The sequence below is a fragment of the Natronosalvus vescus genome, assembly GCF_023973145.1.
Taxonomy (GTDB): domain Archaea; phylum Halobacteriota; class Halobacteria; order Halobacteriales; family Natrialbaceae; genus Natronosalvus; species Natronosalvus vescus.
Genome location: NZ_CP099546.1, coordinates 1,864,798 through 1,881,376 on the forward strand (window position 1 = coordinate 1,864,798; position 16,579 = coordinate 1,881,376).

General features: G+C 64.8%; 19 protein-coding genes. 13 read left to right on the top strand and 6 right to left on the bottom strand.

Features of this window, described 5'->3' with window-relative positions; translation table 11 throughout:
* Positions 1-223: 223 nt before the first annotated feature.
* Positions 224-1,228, top strand: coding sequence for an ABC transporter ATP-binding protein (locus NGM68_RS08955; protein ID WP_252701294.1), 1,005 nt, complete (start codon positions 224-226; stop codon positions 1,226-1,228).
* Positions 1,225-2,100: an ABC transporter permease subunit gene (locus tag NGM68_RS08960; protein WP_252701295.1), complete on the top strand. Its 876-nt coding sequence runs from the start codon at positions 1,225-1,227 to the stop codon at positions 2,098-2,100. Before NGM68_RS08955 ends, NGM68_RS08960 begins: the two co-directional genes overlap by 4 nt.
* Positions 2,101-2,169: 69 nt before the next feature.
* Here NGM68_RS08960 and NGM68_RS08965 read toward each other — a convergent pair whose 3' ends face one another.
* A complete protein-coding gene (locus NGM68_RS08965; protein ID WP_252701407.1) occupies positions 2,170-2,472 on the bottom strand; it encodes a DUF424 domain-containing protein in 303 nt (100 codons plus the stop codon).
* 239 nt (positions 2,473-2,711) lie between these two features.
* Positions 2,712-3,509: a tetratricopeptide repeat protein gene (locus NGM68_RS08970; protein ID WP_252701296.1), complete on the bottom strand. Its 798-nt coding sequence runs from the start codon at positions 3,507-3,509 to the stop codon at positions 2,712-2,714.
* A gap of 102 nt (positions 3,510-3,611) precedes the next feature.
* Between NGM68_RS08970 and thpR the strand changes: the two genes are divergently transcribed.
* The 7 genes from thpR (at position 3,612) to NGM68_RS09005 (ending at position 8,597) form a co-directional block, all read left to right on the top strand.
* A complete protein-coding gene (gene thpR / locus NGM68_RS08975) occupies positions 3,612-4,169 on the top strand; it encodes an RNA 2',3'-cyclic phosphodiesterase (RefSeq protein ID WP_252701297.1) in 558 nt (185 codons plus the stop codon).
* Positions 4,170-4,551: 382 nt separating this feature from the next.
* Entirely contained in the window at positions 4,552-5,508 is a 957-nt protein-coding gene (locus NGM68_RS08980; protein ID WP_252701298.1) for a hypothetical protein, read from the top strand.
* A gap of 159 nt (positions 5,509-5,667) precedes the next feature.
* Positions 5,668-6,732 carry a hypothetical protein gene (locus tag NGM68_RS08985; protein ID WP_252701299.1) on the top strand — a complete coding sequence of 355 codons (1,065 nt, stop codon included), beginning with the start codon at positions 5,668-5,670 and terminating at the stop codon, positions 6,730-6,732.
* Between the two features lie 178 nt (positions 6,733-6,910).
* On the top strand, positions 6,911-7,063 hold the full coding sequence (locus NGM68_RS08990) for a 50S ribosomal protein L39e (protein ID WP_252701300.1): 153 nt from the start codon (positions 6,911-6,913) through the stop codon (positions 7,061-7,063).
* Between the two features lie 2 nt (positions 7,064-7,065).
* Entirely contained in the window at positions 7,066-7,344 is a 279-nt protein-coding gene (locus NGM68_RS08995; RefSeq protein WP_252701301.1) for a 50S ribosomal protein L31e, read from the top strand.
* Position 7,345: 1 nt separating this feature from the next.
* Positions 7,346-8,011, top strand: coding sequence for a translation initiation factor IF-6 (locus NGM68_RS09000; RefSeq protein WP_252701302.1), 666 nt, complete (start codon positions 7,346-7,348; stop codon positions 8,009-8,011).
* Between the two features lie 142 nt (positions 8,012-8,153).
* The gene (locus NGM68_RS09005) at positions 8,154-8,597 is read left to right on the top strand and encodes a DUF4870 domain-containing protein (RefSeq protein WP_252701303.1); all 444 of its coding nucleotides are present in this window, start codon (positions 8,154-8,156) and stop codon (positions 8,595-8,597) included.
* Here the strand turns inward: NGM68_RS09005 and NGM68_RS09010 are convergent.
* Entirely contained in the window at positions 8,594-8,923 is a 330-nt protein-coding gene (locus tag NGM68_RS09010; protein ID WP_252701304.1) for an ASCH domain-containing protein, read from the bottom strand. The genes NGM68_RS09005 and NGM68_RS09010 overlap by 4 nt on opposite strands.
* A gap of 212 nt (positions 8,924-9,135) precedes the next feature.
* On the opposite strand from NGM68_RS09010, the gene pfdA reads away from it, so the two are divergent.
* Together pfdA and ftsY are read left to right on the top strand one after the other, a co-directional pair.
* Positions 9,136-9,597, top strand: coding sequence for a prefoldin subunit alpha (gene pfdA / locus NGM68_RS09015; protein ID WP_252701305.1), 462 nt, complete (start codon positions 9,136-9,138; stop codon positions 9,595-9,597).
* Between the two features lie 14 nt (positions 9,598-9,611).
* Positions 9,612-10,907, top strand: coding sequence for a signal recognition particle-docking protein FtsY (gene ftsY, locus NGM68_RS09020; protein ID WP_252701306.1), 1,296 nt, complete (start codon positions 9,612-9,614; stop codon positions 10,905-10,907).
* 110 nt (positions 10,908-11,017) lie between these two features.
* Here ftsY and NGM68_RS09025 read toward each other — a convergent pair whose 3' ends face one another.
* Positions 11,018-11,653: a DUF502 domain-containing protein gene (locus NGM68_RS09025; RefSeq protein WP_252701307.1), complete on the bottom strand. Its 636-nt coding sequence runs from the start codon at positions 11,651-11,653 to the stop codon at positions 11,018-11,020.
* A 209-nt stretch (positions 11,654-11,862) separates the two neighbouring features.
* Here NGM68_RS09025 and NGM68_RS09030 point away from each other — a divergent pair, with 209 nt between their 5' ends.
* Complete coding sequence (locus NGM68_RS09030; protein ID WP_252701308.1) at positions 11,863-12,234, top strand: thiol-disulfide oxidoreductase DCC family protein; 372 nt, start codon at positions 11,863-11,865, stop codon at positions 12,232-12,234.
* A 117-nt stretch (positions 12,235-12,351) separates the two neighbouring features.
* Here the strand turns inward: NGM68_RS09030 and NGM68_RS09035 are convergent, their stop codons facing one another.
* Positions 12,352-13,221, bottom strand: a complete 870-nt coding sequence (locus NGM68_RS09035; protein ID WP_252701309.1) for an alpha/beta fold hydrolase — start codon at positions 13,219-13,221, stop codon at positions 12,352-12,354.
* Positions 13,222-13,305: 84 nt separating this feature from the next.
* Here NGM68_RS09035 and priL point away from each other — a divergent pair, with 84 nt between their 5' ends.
* Positions 13,306-14,394 carry a DNA primase regulatory subunit PriL gene (gene priL, locus NGM68_RS09040; protein ID WP_252701310.1) on the top strand — a complete coding sequence of 363 codons (1,089 nt, stop codon included), beginning with the start codon at positions 13,306-13,308 and terminating at the stop codon, positions 14,392-14,394.
* 12 nt (positions 14,395-14,406) lie between these two features.
* Here priL and NGM68_RS09045 read toward each other — a convergent pair whose 3' ends face one another.
* A complete protein-coding gene (locus NGM68_RS09045) occupies positions 14,407-16,425 on the bottom strand; it encodes a histidine kinase N-terminal 7TM domain-containing protein (protein WP_252701311.1) in 2,019 nt (672 codons plus the stop codon).
* Positions 16,426-16,579: the final 154 nt, after the last annotated feature.

Below are 16,579 nucleotides of genomic sequence, written 5' to 3' on the forward strand. Positions count from 1 at the left end.
CGGAGTGACGAGAATCGACGAATCTGTCATCGGTCGTGCTCAACGCTGGTTGAGTGGGCAGCGACCTCGAGCGATTCCTCGCCCCGAACACCCCCGGATTCGAGTGCGCTGGCTCAACGACGTTTGTGTACGGATTGGGACACGTGTTCTTTCCACAACAACTTTTATTTGCGTGGGTTCCGCGAGTGGAGGGCATGACCGGGAACGAAGGGAGGGGAAATCGATGAGTGCGATAGAATGCCACGATCTCACGAAACGGTTCGGTGACGTTACCGCTGTCTCGGGCCTCGATCTCTCGATCGAAGAGGGCGAAGTGTTCGGCTTTCTGGGCCCCAACGGTGCCGGGAAATCGACGACGATCAACATGCTCCTCGATTTCACCCGGCCGACCAGGGGATCGGCGACGGTACTCGGCTACGACGCCCAATCGGAGGCGGACGCGATCAGTCGGCGCGTCGGCGTCCTCCCCGAGGGGTTCGGGGTTTACGAACGTCTGACCGGCCGCAAGCACCTCGAGTTCGCGATCGAGACGAAAGGCGGCGACGACGATCTCGAGGTGCTCCTCGCGCGGATCGGTCTCGATCCGGACGCCGCGGATCGACCGGCAGGCGGCTACTCGAAGGGGATGCGCCAGCGCCTCGCGACGGGGATGGCCCTCGCCGGCGACCCCGACGTACTCATCATGGACGAACCGTCGACGGGGCTCGATCCGACCGGCATCCGCGAGATGCAAGCGCTCGTCCGCTCCGAAGCCGATCGGGGTACGACGATCTTCTTCTCGAGTCACATCCTGGAGCACGTCGAAGCCGTCTGTGACCGCATTGGCGTCCTCAACGAGGGCGAACTCGTCGCGCTCGATACGCTCGAGGGGTTACGCGAGTCTCTCGGCAACGGGGCGACGATGACCGTCACGTTCGCTGAACCGGTTGCGGACGCCGCCGACCTCGTCAGCGCCATCGACGGCGTCGAGAACGTCGCGGTCGCCGGACGCCGCCTCGAAGCGTCGGTGATCGACCCGACCGCCAAAGCGACCGTCGTGACGGCGCTCGACGGGGCTGGAGCGACGATGACGGACGTTCGAATCGAGGAGACGTCGCTCGAGACGATGTTCTCGAGGCTGGTGGGTGGCGAGGTCGGCCACCCGGGGTCACAGTCCCAGCCGGGTGCACCACCCGAGGCGACGAGACAGCCATCGGCGAACGCGCCACCCGTGGGGGCGGACGAATGAGCGGCCACATCGGGACGGTCGCCCGCAAGGACTTCGCCGACGCGGGGCGGTCGAAACTCCTCTGGGCGATCGTCGGTCTGCTCGTCGCACTCACCAGCATCGGCTACGTGGCCGTCTGGGCGACCGTCGACGACGTGAGCGGCGGCGACGTCCTCGGGTTCGTCGCCCTCCCGCTGAGCGTGCTGTTGCCGGTCGCCGGACTCATCGTCGGCTACATGGCCGTCGTCGGCGAGCGGCGATCGGGCAGCCTCAAACTCCTCCTCGGGTTGCCGCCGAATCGGACGGACGTCGTCCTCGGGAAACTTATCGGGCGAATGGCCGTCATCACGACGGCGGTCGTCCTCGCGTTGCTGGTCGCCCTCGTCCTGAGCATCGTTCTCTTCGGTTCGATTCCGCTGCTCGAATGGGCCGGCTTCGGTGCGGTGAGTGTCCTGTTCGGCCTGACCTTCGTCGGTCTCGCGGTGGGCGTCTCCGCTGGCGTCGCCACCCGTGGCCGGTCGATGGCGATCGTCGTCGGCATCTACATGGTGTTTCTCGGCCTCTGGGAGCTACTGACGGCCGGGGTGTACTACGTTCTCTACGACGAGACGCCCGCCGTCGCCGCAGAGACGTGGTACCTCTTCGTCCAGCAGTTCAACCCGCTTTTGACGTACGCCCACCTCTCGAGTACAATTCTCGACCAAGAGGTGTTCCCGTTCCTCTTCCGGTACGGTCTCGAGCCGTTCGAGGCACAGGGACTGACTCCGGCTGAGCGCTACACCGGCGAGGCGCCGTTTTACCTCCAGGAGTGGTTCGGTGCCGTCGCGATGGTGTTCTGGATGGTCGTGCCGATCGCCATCGGCTACTACCGGTTCCAGCGGGCCGATCTCTGAGCCGGCTTGGGGAGCTCTCTACGTTGCTGGTAACCTACTTGTAGGGGCGACAGATCAGCCGACCCACTCTCACATCCGCAAGAACTGGGCGTGTCTCGTCCCCTCGAGTTCGAGGACGTTCCCCTCCTCGACGAAGCCGGCCTCGATGGCGACGGCGACCGTCTCGTCGCCTACGAGGTTCGCGACGCTCGCTCTCGCGAGGCTGTCGACCACCGTCTCGTCGTCGACGGCATCGGCTCCGTCGCCGTAGAACTCCTCGGAGACGGTCAGGGACGCCTCGCCCGTCTCGGCGTCGAAGGTCTCGCCCAGCACGTCCCGATCACAGACCGAGACGAGCAGCCCCTTTGGCGTCTGGCGTTCGACGAGTAACAGGGGGCCGTCCTCGTCCCCGGATTGTTGGCTGTCGCCTGCGGTGTCGCTCGTCCGTTCGTCCTCGCTCGAGGGGGTTGTCTGGCTGCCATTGCTCGAGGAGGTTGTCTGGCCCCCGTCGTTCAGGGTGTCGGCCGTCCGGTCATCGTCACTCGACGTGTTGGAAACCCGGTCGTCGTTCGCTTCCGTACCCCGACCGGCCATCGGCACCTCGTCAGCGAGTGGATGCTCCCCGGTCACGGCTACTCACGCATCTCTTCGCGCTCCTCGACGAGTCGCTGTTCGGCCCGCTCGCGGAGTTCGTTCGCTTCCTCGGCGAGTACGTTCGCCTCGTCGTATTCGCCCAGTTCCTCGAGAATCCGAGCCTTTTCCTCGAGCACCTGGGCGTTCCGCAGGCCGAGTCTGATCGCGTTGTCGATACAGTGCAGCGCCTCTTCGTTGAGGCCACGGTCGGCGAGGAAGAACGCCCGGTTGTACCACCCCTCCGCAAAGCGATCGTCGACTTCGACGGCGCGTTCGGCGTGCTCCAGTGCCTGGGACGTGTCACCGAACTCCCAGAGGGCGTAGGCGAGGTTGGTGTGAGCGGTCGCGGTCTGTTCGGGGGAGGCGCGATCGTACTCGCCAGCGTCTTCCTCGGCCTCGCGGGCGATTCGGAGCGCCTCCTGGTGGGAACCGATCGCCTCGTCGTACTCCTCGAGTTCGGCGTGGGCGACGCCCTTGTTGACCCAGGCCTCCTGCTCGAGGGCGGGGTCGTCGGTGAAACGGGCGACGCGTTCGAACGCCTCGGTCGCCTGTTCGTAGCGGTTGATCTGCATGTAGCTCAGGCCGACGTCTAGCAGTTCCTGGGCGTCGACGGCGTCCGTGCCGAGCTGGCGCTCGTCGAGCAGGTCGGTCAGCGCGCGGGAGTCGATCGGGTCGACCAGCGAGGGATCGACACCGAGTTCTGGCGGGTCGAGGTCGAACTCCTCGTAGGATTCGTCGAAGCCAGCACCCGAAGAGAATCGGTGCTCGCGAGACGACTCCTCGTTTCGGTCGGTCATTACCGCGAGTTGGGGAGCCGACGGGTTAAGACCTGCGTTCGACAGCCTGCAGACGGCGCGGTCGCCCGACCATTCAAGCCTGCGAAGCGCCGAGAGAACGGTATGCGTCTGTTCGTCAGCGTCGACCTTCCGGACGCCCTCGCCGACTCGATTCGTTCCCTGCAGGACGACCTCTCGGCGGCGTCCGGCCTTCGGCTCACGGATCCAACGCAGGTACACGTGACGCTCGTGTTCCTGGGGGACGTCGACCCGGAGCGTCTGCCAGCCCTGAAACGCGAAATTCGGGCTGGCGTCGACGACGCAGACCTCGAGCCCTTCACGGTTCGCTTCGGTGGCCTGGGCGTGTTCCCCAGCCTCGAGTACATCAGCGTGGTCTGGCTGGGCGTCGAGGCGGGCGGCGACGTGCTCACCGACCTGCAGACATCGATCGAGAACCGAACGACGGCGATGGGATTCGAATCGAACGACCACGAGTTCACCCCGCACGTCACCCTCGCACGGATTGATCACGCGGGCGGCAAAGCCCACGTACAGTCGCTCGTCCGCGAGCGATCGCCGACGGTCGGGACGATGGAGGTGACGTCCGTGACCCTCACCGAGAGCACGCTCACCCGTTCCGGATCGGTGTACGAAACGGTCGAGGAATTCTCGCTCGAGTGACCGTCATCGTTCGGTGTCTGTTCGACTCTCGAGACACTCTCGAGAAACAATCTGTTTGGTGATACGTAATGTGTTATATGAATTGAAACTGACTTCCCTACTTGTTGTTACAGGCTGTGTAATTGGTGTTATCGTGGAAATACAGTCCGAACAGTAATATCGGATTCTGTTGTAACATTTTCGGTATGACGGGGACAGAACCGAGGATGCAGGCCGATGGTGAACGCCCGGCCAGTGTGGGTGAAATGATAGCGGTTCCTGGAAGTCCTGAGACCCTCGAGCGTGACCGTCTCCGCTCGAGGGTCTCGACAGTTCCAGGAATCGCTGTGACGGCAGGTGTGGATGGGGGCGACGAGCACCCCTTCCGTCTCCCCTGGAGGTCATGACCGCGCCGGACGACCAGGACACCACCCAGGTGCCGTCCACGGGCGACGTCGTTACCCGCAGAGAGGTGCTGGCAGCCCTCGGCGGGGCAACCGTCCTCTCGTCGACGACCGACACCGTGACTGCTGTCGGTGGGGGAACGGTTCACGTCCGCATGTACCCGGGGACGATTCCGACCACCGGCTGGGCTCGATACGGTTGGCAGGGCGTCACCACGGGCTGGGCGCCGCCGTTCGAGGACGCCCTCGAGGCTGTCCGCGAGGCGTTCGAACAGGTACAGCGGTACGCGTGGGCGGACGGACGGCTCGAGGACGTCGACGTCGTGATCGAACGTGGCGGTCGGGTCGACCTCTCGCTGGCGTCGATCTCCTCGCCGCGTGAGGCGGTCGCGCCGAGCCAGCAGGAACTCCTCGACGCCTTCCGTTCGACGCTCCTGGATCGGGGGGCGATCACCGGTACCTGCTCGCACCTCCTGTGCTGGTGGGGGCCGCTCCACTACAACGTCGGCTACGGCGGGACGCGACGGCCGAACGGACACGTCGCTGCCGTCGACGGCGAGGGGGCCCAGGTCGTCGCGAACCTCGGTGCCACGGAACTGTGGGACTCCCGTGCAGTCACCCGCAACATCGCGATCCACGAGGTGCTCCACACCTTTCTCTCGTCGTCGGTCGTCGAGAGCGTGATCGACAGCCGCTGCGATCACGACCTGGGCACCGCCGTCCGCACCGACGATCGGACGCTCGAGGTCTCGCCGATGGCGACCGCCTACGCGGGCCCGGAGGAGTTCGGTGGCGGCACCCGGTTTCACGGCACCGCCTGTTACGACCACGACGCGTTCGCCCAACACGACGGCTACGACGGCGTCGAGAGCTGGGTGTACACCCCGACGCTCAGCGACGCGACCCTCGAGGCGGTGACCCGATACGTCGAACATCGGTTGCTCGATGATGGGTGAGACACGTTTCCCGTGGACGTGGGCTGTGTCTCGAGCGCCTGACAGCGCGCCTCGAGACGCGCTCGTGTGGCCGACCAGCGGTGATCGCATGAACGTCCCCTTCGGTTCGATGGCCGACGTCACAACACATTTGATCGATCGATTCGAAGGGGGTGACGAATGGATCTCGATTTGACCCGGCGACAGTTGCTGGCCGGCATCGTCGGCGGCGGTGCCGTCGTCGGGGGCGGTCGAGCGACGTACAACGTCTTCCTCGGCTACGATCGCTTCACCGGCACCAACCTCAAACGACAGGATCTCGATCCACTGGTCGCCCAGCGGCTTCGCCCGTCGGATGCCGATATCGCCACCGTCGACGGCCACCGCCTGGCCTACAGTTCGGGTGTCGTCTCGACCACTCCCGAGACCGAGAACGACGACGGCGCCACAGTCTCGATCGTGGACGATCCGGCCGACGCCGCCGCCCTCGACGACGAACTCGGCCTCGAGGACGCCCCGCTCGAGCAGCTCGTCGCCGACCTCGGCGCGATCGATGCGCTCGAGCTGGGCACGGGTGAACCCGGCGAACTCGACGAATCCAACGAACCCGGCGAAACCAGGGAGGTACGTTTCACGTACCACAGCTATCCCGACTTCTTCGCGTTCGTCGACGCCCACGAGACCCGCCCGTACACGGTGAACGCCCTCCGGGGATACAAGACGGCCGACCCGGCGCTGATCGAGGCGTTCGCCGACGCCGACCCCGCCGATCCGAAGGCGGTCGCCGAGGGACTCGTCGACGGCTTCCGCGAGCACACCAGCTACGACATCCCGCGGTACGTTGCCGGCTCGATCGAGGACAACGTGCTCTTTCGAACGCGCGATCTCCGCCAGTACTTCGAGACGCCGACCGACTTCGACGCGATCCTGGCGGACGAGGACACCGGCCTGTTCTGTTACGAACTCACGCGCCGCTCGGTGGAGGCGCTCCAGGCCGTATCGGCCCTCGAGCAGACGACCCCCGTCTTCGGCGGCTTCGTGAAGAACACCCGCCACAAACACGTCTACACGATTCTGGCCAGCGTCGTTCGGGACGAATATGGGGGTCTCGTCGTCCCCGTAACGTTCCTCGATTACACGCACACGACGCTGTACGACGATTTACGAATCCGGCGGCTGACGGGCGAGGGACTCGATGCCTACGACAGTCGCCATCGGGCGACATCTGTCGCCTGGTATCACTGATACGGTCAATTGTAGTCGCTTACCGGTGGTTTTCGACCCGTAAGGGAATCACCGATAATCCGGTACAACAGTCCGTACGAACGAGTTCGCCTGCTACCACTGAACACGGCCCGTTCGCCGTTCCTGGGGCACACAGATGGACAAGATTTTAAGCCAGCGTGGGCTACGTGCGTCCACTATGGGTAAAAAATCGAAGGGCAAGAAGAAGCGTCTTGCCAAACTCGAGAACCAGAACAGTCGCGTTCCCGCGTGGGTCATGCTCAAGACCGACATGAACGTCCAGCGAAACCCCAAGCGACGCAACTGGCGTCGGAACGACACTGACGAGTAAGCATGAGTGCAAGTGATTTCGAGGAACGCGTCGTTACCGTTCCGCTGCGCGACGCGAAGAAACGCCCCAACCACGAGGCCGCCGACTACGCGATGACGCTCGTCCGCGAACACCTCGCGAAACACTTCGCCGTCGACGAGGAAGCCATCCGACTCGATCCCTCGATCAACGAGACGATCTGGTCGCAGGGCCGTTCGAACCCGCCGCGAAAGCTCCGCGTTCGTGCCGCCCGGTTCGACGACGCCGGCGAGGCGGTCGTCGAGGCCGAGGTCGCCGAGTAACTTGCTTCGCGCCGCCTTCGGCGGGTCGTCGTACATCGGCGTCTTCGCCCGTACGACCGACACGCACCTGTTCGTTCGCCCCGACGCCGAGGACGACCTCGTCACCGACCTCGCCGACGAACTCGACGTCGAGCCCGTCCAGACGACCGTTGGCGGCTCCTCGACCGTCGGCGCGTTAGCTACGGGTAACGAAAACGGCGTCCTCGTCAGTTCGCGCGTGCTCGAGTACGAGCGCGAACGACTCGAGGAGGCCCTCGATGTCCCCGTTACCGAACTGCCCGGCAGCATCAACGCCGCCGGTAACGTCGTGCTGGCGAACGACTACGGGGCCTACGTCCACGCCGACCTCTCCCGGGAGGCCGTCCAGGTCGTCAAAGAGGCTCTCGACGTGCCGGTCGAACGCGGCGATCTCGCTGGCGTCAGGACGATCGGAACGGCCGCCGTCGCGACCAACACCGGCGTACTCTGTCACCCGAAGGCGACCGACGCCGAACTCGACCACCTCGAGGCGGCGCTGGACGTACGAGCGGACGTCGGGACGATCAACTACGGCGCCCCCCTCGTCGGCTCGGGGTTGCTGGCGAACGAGCACGGCTACGCCGTCGGCCGCGATACGACGGGGCCGGAACTCGGCCGCATCGAGGACGCGCTGGGCTACATCGACTGACGGCTTTTCTTGCCCTTCGCTGCTGCTGACACCGTCTGATACGTCGAAATCCGGGCCACCGGTACGTCCATCTCGAGCGATAGCGGTTCGCTCCAGACGTCAAAAGGCGAACTACTTTCACCGGCGGCCTCGAGGGGCCGCTATGAACGCTCAGTACTGCCCCGACTGCGGCGCGGAGGTCGCTACCGGCAGTCGATACTGTTCGAACTGTGGAGAACGAATTACGGCGGTCACGCAGTCACCGACGCAGACGACAGACCCTGGTTACGCGCATGCTGCCGAAAAAGACACCACCTTTGCCGCCATCACGCACGTTCTCGCATTGTTCACGTGGGTGCTCGGCCCGCTGATCGTGTTGCTCGTGACCGACGACGCCTTCGTCCACGAGAACGCCCGGAACGCGTTGAACTGGCAGATCATGTTCACGGTGTACATGATCATCTCGGGGATTCTGGTTTTCGTCCTGATCGGGATTCCGCTCATCATCATTATCCCGTTGCTGGACATGGTGTTCTGCATTATCGCGGCCCTCAAGGCGAACGAGGGGGAGGCCTGGCGGTATCCCGCGACCCCCGATATCGTTTAGTCGCCGGTGGAATCGCTCACCCGTTCGAACCGGTGGCGAACGATCTCGCTCTCGTCGTGCCACTCGAAGTCGTCGTGGGCGCGCTCGAGCAACTTCCGGTAGGCCTCGAGATCCGGCACCCCCTCTTTTTTGGCGTCCTCGTCGGTCAGATCGCCGAGTCGTCGCTCGGTGATGGAGGTGACTTCGAACTGTTCGCCCTCGACGGTGAACGTATCGCCTTCCTCGGCGTAGGCGTGTCCGCGGTGGATCTGGCTTACCTCGCCCTCGAGCGCCTGGGTTCGCATTCTGGGCGACGGCAACAGGGTGTCTGGATCGAGTTCGGTCATAGCCGTTCGTTCGCCGGGGAGCGCAAAAACGCTTGAGCCTACTCGGCGCTCGCTGTTTCGCCGTCCGATTCTTGCTGGGCTCGAGGAGCGCTCGCACGACTGGGGAAGGGAACATTCTTCCGACTGCCTGACGGACGGCTAGCCATGCGAACAAACACGAGCTACGAGGCGACGCGTCCAGTCACTGCCGCTCGAACCGAGGTGGCCGAGTGATGGGTGCCAGCCAACAGCAGCTCCAGGAACTCTCCCAGCAGCTACAGGAGATCCAGGAACAGATCGAACTCCTTCGAGAGGACGTCGAAGCCGTCCGCGACCAGCAGGACGCCGTCGACGAGGCGACCGACGCGATCGAACAGCTCGAGTCCGGCTCGACGGTGCAGGTACCCCTCGGCGGCGGTGCCTACGTCCGGGCGACGATCGAGGACATCGACGAAGTGATCGTCGAACTCGGCGCCGACTACGCCCTCGAGCGCGATCAGGAGGGTGCTATCGAGACGCTCGAGCACAAGAAGGATCGACTCGACGACCGTATCGAGGAGCTCGAAGACCAGATCAGCGAGCTCGAAGCCGAGAGCGGCCAGCTCGAACAGCAGGCTCAGCAGCTCCAGCAGCAGGCGATGCAACAGCAGATGCAGCAGATGCAGCAGGGTCAAGAACAGAGCCCTGACGAGTAAGGGAGCCGACGCCCATGTTCGACAACCTGAAGGAGAAACTCGGGAGCTTCCGGAAGGAAGCCGAAGCGGCCGCCGACGAGAACGTCGAAGATGTCGACGAGTCCGAACTGGAGGACAACGACCTCGAGGAGCCGGTCGATGCCCCGGCCGACGATGCGCCGGTCGACGAGGTGACTGCGGACGAACCGACCACTGACGCATCGGATGCCCCGTCGGAAACGGCAAGTGCTGGGGCAGCCGATGCCCAGGCGGCCCCGACGAGCGTTGATGAGCGAGCGTCGGCGAGCGTCGGCGACGAACTCGAGCGTGCCGACGACGTGGCCGAGCGCGATCCTGTCGATGCTGCCGATGTGCCCGCCGACGACGGTGGCGACGAAGCCGATGTCGCTGGCGACACCGACGAAACTGACGACGACAACGGCACCGGCTTCGGCCGCAAAGCCCGCTCGCTCGTCCGCGGGAAGTTCGTCATCGAGGAGGACGACCTCGAGGGGCCCCTGCACGAACTCGAACTCGCCTTGCTCTCGAGCGACGTCGAGATGGGCGTCGCCGAGGAGATTCTCGACAACATCCGCGACGAACTGATCGGTGAGACGCGGACGTTCACCACCTCGACGGGGGCCGTCGTCGAGGAAGCCCTCCGCGATGCGATTTACGACGTGATCAGCGTCGGCCAGTTCGACTTCGACGAGCGGGTCGCCATCGAGGACAAACCCCTCGTCATCATCTTCACGGGCGTCAACGGCGTCGGCAAGACGACGTCGATCGCCAAACTCGACCGCTATTTCGAGGAGCGGGGCTACTCGACCGTGATGGCCAACGGCGACACCTATCGGGCCGGGGCGAACGAACAGATCGCCGAACACGCCCGGGCGCGGGACACGAAGCTCATCGCCCACGACCAGGGGGGCGACCCCGCTGCGGTGCTGTACGACGCCGTCGAGTACGCCAACGCGAACGACATCGACGTCGTCCTCGGCGACACGGCGGGTCGTCTTCACACGAACGAAGGCCTGATGGATCAACTCGAGAAGATCGGCCGCGTGGTCGATCCCGACATGACGCTGTTCGTCGACGAGGCCGTCGCCGGCCAGGACGCGGTCAACCGCGCTCGCGAATTCAACGAGGCCGCCGAGGTCGACGGCACGATTCTGACGAAAGCCGACGCCGACTCGAACGGCGGCGCGGCCATTTCGGTCGCCCACGTGACCGGAAAACCGATTCTGTTCCTGGGTGTCGGCCAGGGCTACGACGACCTCGAGCGCTTCGACCCCGACACGATGGTCGATCGGTTGCTCGCTGACGAGTAGTGGTTGCCCCGATTTCCACTCGAGATACGATCATACGGTCATTTGTCGTTTCTTCCCGGTGAGACCCAATACCGTGTGTGGCTACCGGTAAGCAGGTACACCCACTCGTATCAATTCTCGTCGACGTGATTCGACGCGACCCCGAGCGTCGCCGTAATCCGAACGGCCTCCTCGACGCTGATGTCGACGTCGTAGACGCTGTCGGCGGGGGCGTGGACGATGAACCCGTTCGTCATCGGGTTCGGACCGAGCGGGATCATGACCGTCTGCATCTCCGTCGAGTTCACGGAGGCTTCGATCGCCGCGGGGGTGTCGGCGGTCAGAAACCCGAGCACGTAGGTGTCCTGGTGGGGGAACTCGACGAGTTTGACGTCCTCGAACTGATCGACGTCGTCGTCAACCAGGACGTTGCTGGCCTGGCGAACGCTCGTGTAGATCGTCCCCACGCCCGGAATCGTCTCGATCGTTCGGTGGAACCACCGGGAGAGGTATCGACCGGGCGTGTACTCCGCGGCGAACCCGACGAGGAGGAAGAAGGCGATCAGCGACCCGACCGTCACCGCCTGCATGACCTCTCGCGGCGGCTCGTTGGCCCAGACGTAGTCGACGCCGGCGACCACCGGCGAGAGCAGGCTGAGAACGAACTCGAGGACGACGAGCAGGACGATGAGCGTGACGATGATCGGAATCGTGATCACGACCCCGTTGACGAACCAGCGTCGCAGCCGCGACGACAGCGCCTTCATATGCCCGGCGTTCAACACCTACCTATGAAATTCGTTCGGCCTGGTGTGAATCGGCCTGTCGACATGAATGTGCCGGCGAGCGCTGCCGTGTCGACAAGCCGACGAATGCGGCTGCGTCGATTACGGTAGGCGGTAGGCAGTCTCTAATCGAGCGTCGCCGCTGTAACTCAGGGAACAGCTCTTTTGGCCGCCACCTCGTCAATTGACGTATGTCGGAGACGCCTCCGCGACTCGTGTACGACGACGACTGCGGCTTCTGCACCTGGTGTGCCGAGTACGCCGACGCTCGTGGGGAGTTCGAACTCGTCGGCTTCGAGGAACTCAGCCCCGACCAGCTCGCCCGCCTCCCCGACGACTACGAGAACTGCGCCCACCTTCTGACCGAGGATCGGGTGTACTCCTGTGGCGAAGCCCTCGAGGAAGCGGTGGCTCGCCTCGAGTCCCCGTCGAAGTACGCGGCTCGGGGGCTTCGCCGACTGCCGGCCCACGAGCGGATACGGGAACGGGGGTATCGGCTCGTCGCGGACAATCGCGTGTTGTTCGGGAAGGTCGCCAGGCGGGATCCGCCGGCTCGTCAATGAGTCGGTGATCCGGACGCTCGATGTCATCAATACTGGAAGCGGTATCGTCCTCTAAAACTCCAAACTCTATATCAAATAACTACAGATTCTATACCACGTGGTCGCCTCGAGGTAAGCTCACGCGGTCGGTGTCGTCTCCGTAACCTGCGCCAGAAACGTCCGAATCCGGTCGGTAACGCGCTCGTCCTCCTCGATGAAACAGCCGTGGGAGCCCCCCTCGAGTTCGAGATACTCGCTTCCCGGCACGCGTTCGGCGAGCAGCCGGCCGTTCTCGACCGGCACGATGCGGTCGTCCGTGCCGTGGATGACCAGCGTCGGCACGCGGAGGCGTTCCAGCCGGTCGTGCACGTCCATTCGCTCGAGCGCGCCGAGCTGGGCCTCGAGCGCCGGATCGTCGGGATCGTGGACGAGCCGCCACTCGACGAGGCGATCCATGAGGTGAGGGTTGCGGTTGGTGAAGCGCTCGCTGAAGAACGGCCGCGTCCGCTCGCGGATCGCCTCCCGTTTCGAGCCCGACGTGGCGAGTAGCCGGTCACGAACGTCGTCGTCCATCGCGACCGCATCCTCACCACCAGGAGTCGTCCCGACGAGCGTCAGCGAGGCCGCCCGCCGGTACTCGAGCGCGTAACGCTGGGCGATCAGCCCGCCGAGGTCGACCCCGACGAGGTGGGCATTGTGTACGCCGGCGTCCTCGAGCACGGCTTCGAGGTCGGCAGCGAGGGTGTCGCCGTCGTAGCTGAACCGGCCCCGGAGGAGCGGCGAGCGAAGCCGCCGGGGCAGGCTGGGGAAAACCGGGGGGAGACCGGCGTCCGATCGACCCGTGCCGCGCGTGTCGGGGGCGAACAGGTCGTATCCTGCCAGCCCCTCGCGCTGCCAGCGCCACTGCCAGCGACCGGTACCAACTCCCTGCAGGAAGACGACGGGATCGCCTTCGCCGCGATCGTGATCGTAGTAGATGGACACCCCATCTCGCGTGACGGTTGGCATACCTCCACTGAGGATCCGAGCCCTCTTGAAAGCTCGAGACGGTAATCCGTGTGTTTATCCACTCCCGGTTGAATGTTCGGAGTGATGAAACGGCTCCACGCGCGATACCCGTTCCTCGAGGGGGCTCGCGAGGCCGTCGCCACCGAAGCGGTCGACCTGGCGACGGTCGTCGAGCAGGACGAGGCGGTCGTCGACCGCGCCCGTGAGCGGGTGCTCGCCGCCATCGAGGACGGCGACGTGGGCCAGCCGAGCCGGGATACCCGCATCGAGTTACTCTCCTATCCGGTCGCGCGGGTACTCGTTTCGCTGGTCGCCGAACGGGTGTTGATCCGCAGGTACGCGCGGGCAGAGGCCGAGACGGCGTTCGACCGGTTCACGGCCGACTTCACCGACACGACCGAACTCAAGAGCGTCGAGTCGACGGGCGTCTCCCTCGAAACCCTGCTCTCGGAGTTCGACCTCGAGAACGCGGTGCGTCCGGTCGAGGAGGAGGGATCGGCCGACTACCGGATCGACGTCGGCACCTACCTTCCGCTGGCGGGCGACCTCTGGGAGGACGAGTGGCGACTCGTCAATCGGGCGCTCGCCGACGGCGAGGTGCCGGTGACCGAAGCCGAACTCCTGACGCTCGTCCGGGAAGCCGTCCGCACCCGCGTCGAAGACGGCCTCCCGTTCGACGTCCCCGACCCGATCGCCACGGTGCTCGAGGACGACGCCGAGGAGATCCGGGAGGTACTGGCCGACCTGGATCTCACCCGCGAGATCGACACTGTCGTCCCCGACCTGTTCCCGCCGTGTATGAAGGCGCTGCTCGACGACATTCAGAAGGGCGAGCATCTGCCCCACCACTCCCGGTTCGCAATCACGGCGTTTCTGACGAGCATCGGGATGGACACCGACGAAATCGTCGACCTCTACCGCGTCAACTCGAGTTTCGGCGAGGAGATGACGCGCTATCAGACCGACCACATCCGCGGCGATAGCTCGCCGACGGAGTACTCGCCGCCGTCGTGTGCGACGATGCAGTCCTACGGCGACTGCGTGAACAAGGACGACCTCTGTGAGCGGATTCCACACCCGATGGCCTATTACGAAAACCGTCTCGACGACGCGGACGAGGACGACCTCGAGGACTGGCGCGAGGGGCGGGCCGAGGCGTCCGAGAGCGACTGACCCGGTTCCCGCTCACCGGTCCGTGACGACGACCTGTTTGCCGGTCGTGACGTCGAATCTGGCGCCGCCAGTGGCGCTCTCACCGACCTCGATTCGCCAGCCGTGCACTTCGACGACGTCGCGTACGATCGACAGGCCGAAGCCCGTTCCGTCCTCGGTCGTCGTGTGTCCGCGCTCGAACACGAGCTCTCGAGCACCCGGCGGAATGCCGACGCCGTCGTCTTCGACGACGAACCCGCTGTAGGGGTCGTCTTTCGGATGTCGCACGCGAACCGTTACCGCCGCGTCGTTGTGCTCGGCGGCGTTGCGAAAGAGGTTCTCGAAGCAGTGGAGCAACTGGAATCGGTCGCCGACGACCGTCCACCCCGCCTCGAGGTCGCACTCGAGACCGGCGTCGCCCGTCGGGGTCGCGGCCCACGCCCGTTCGACGATCGCCCTCACGTCTACCGGCGTGGGCTCGTCGAGGGTCGTCCCGGTGCGAGCCATCGTCAGGAGGCTCGTGATCATCTTCTCCATTCGATCGTGGGCCTTCTCGAGCGCCCGAAAGTCGTCGTTGTCGGCGGTTTCTTCGGCGAGCTGTGCGTAGGTTCGAGCGAGGTGTAACGGCGTTCGCAGGTCGTGACTGAGGACGCCGGCGAACTCGTCTAGCCGCCGGTTGGTTCGCTCGAGTTCGCGCGCTCGTTCGTTCCGCTCGGTGACGTCCCGTGAGTTGATGACGATGCCGTCGACGATGTCGTTCTCCAGGAGATTCGCGGCGACGCCCTCGAGGACGACCCAGAAGCCGTCGCGGTGGCGAACCCGGTACTCGAAGCGTGGCTCGTCGCCCGGATGCTCGAGGAGGCGTTCGAACGCGTCGGTCGCATCCGGGCGGTCGTCGGCGTGGACGACCTCGAACAGCGACCGGCCCGTGAGTGCGTCCGGATTGTACCCGACGACCGTGCGCATCGAGGGACTGGCGTAGGTGATCGTTCCGTCCTCGTCGACGACGGTCACTACGTCGGAGACGTTCTCGATGAGCGCCTGAAAGCGTTTTTCGGCCCGGCGCTGCTCGGTGACGTCCCGGAGCATCAAGACCAGCCCGTCGGTTCGTTCGTCCCGCACCCGGGAGACGCTCGCCGTGACGACCGCATCGTTTCTGGTGAGCGTCATCGTCTGGGCGTCACCCCACAGAAGGGGTCGGCACTCGGGCAACACGTCGTCGATCGAGTTTCCGACGACGTTCGCGTCGCCGAGGAAGGCTCGAGCGGCGGGGTTCAGGTCGACGATGCGCCGTTCGTCGTCGACGACGAGGTAGCCGTCGCGCATCCCCTCGATGACGCTGTCACGGGCGATGGGGACGAGGTCGAGCCAGCGGTAGCGATACAGTGCCAGGGCGATCAGCGCGCCGGTAGCGCCGAACCCCCACACGGAGTAGTTGATCGCCGTCAGTTCGGTGTGGGCGAAGACGTTTGTGACGCCCGGGATCAGTGGGGCCAACACGACGAGTCTCGCCTGTTTGTGGTAGACGCCGCTTCCCCTGGCGTCGACGTACTCGTGTGCGAACACGTAGATCCCTGCGCCCGAGAGCCCCCAGTTGTAGAGGACGTACAGCCAGTACACTGGGGTCTGGTAGGCCTCAATCGGGAGGAGCACCGTCGTGAACGTCGTTGGTTCGTGCATCAACCCGTGGGCGGGGTTCGTCCAGGTCAGGACGACCCAACCAGCAGTGACGAGGTAGACGACCGCGAGCCGTCGCCGCTCGAGCCAGGGGGTGCGACCGGAGTACGCCATCGCGAAGTGGAACAGCCCGGTCGACATGACGACCGCGCCCGAGTCGACCGCTTTCGCGAGGACGAACCCGACGGTGGGGTCGGTTTCGACGAGGAGGAACCCCTGTGGAATCGTCCAGGCAGCGATTCCGCCGAGAAAAATCGCCAGCGGAAGTACGTCCTCTCGTGGCCGGATTCGGGGGACGAGAACGGCGAGTACGAGATTCAACACGCCGATCGCGACGAGCGTCAGGGCGTGCATCGTCGTGAATTCCGCCGCCATCCCTCTCGAATGGGACGGTAGTGTCAAATACGTTGTGCCGAGGTGGCGCCGATTCGATTGTCGGTTCGGACTCGAAAGCGTACGAATCCGGATCCGAACTACCGACCAGTGACGCCCCTCGAGGGGTCACTCCCGATCTCTCGAGGCGTTATCC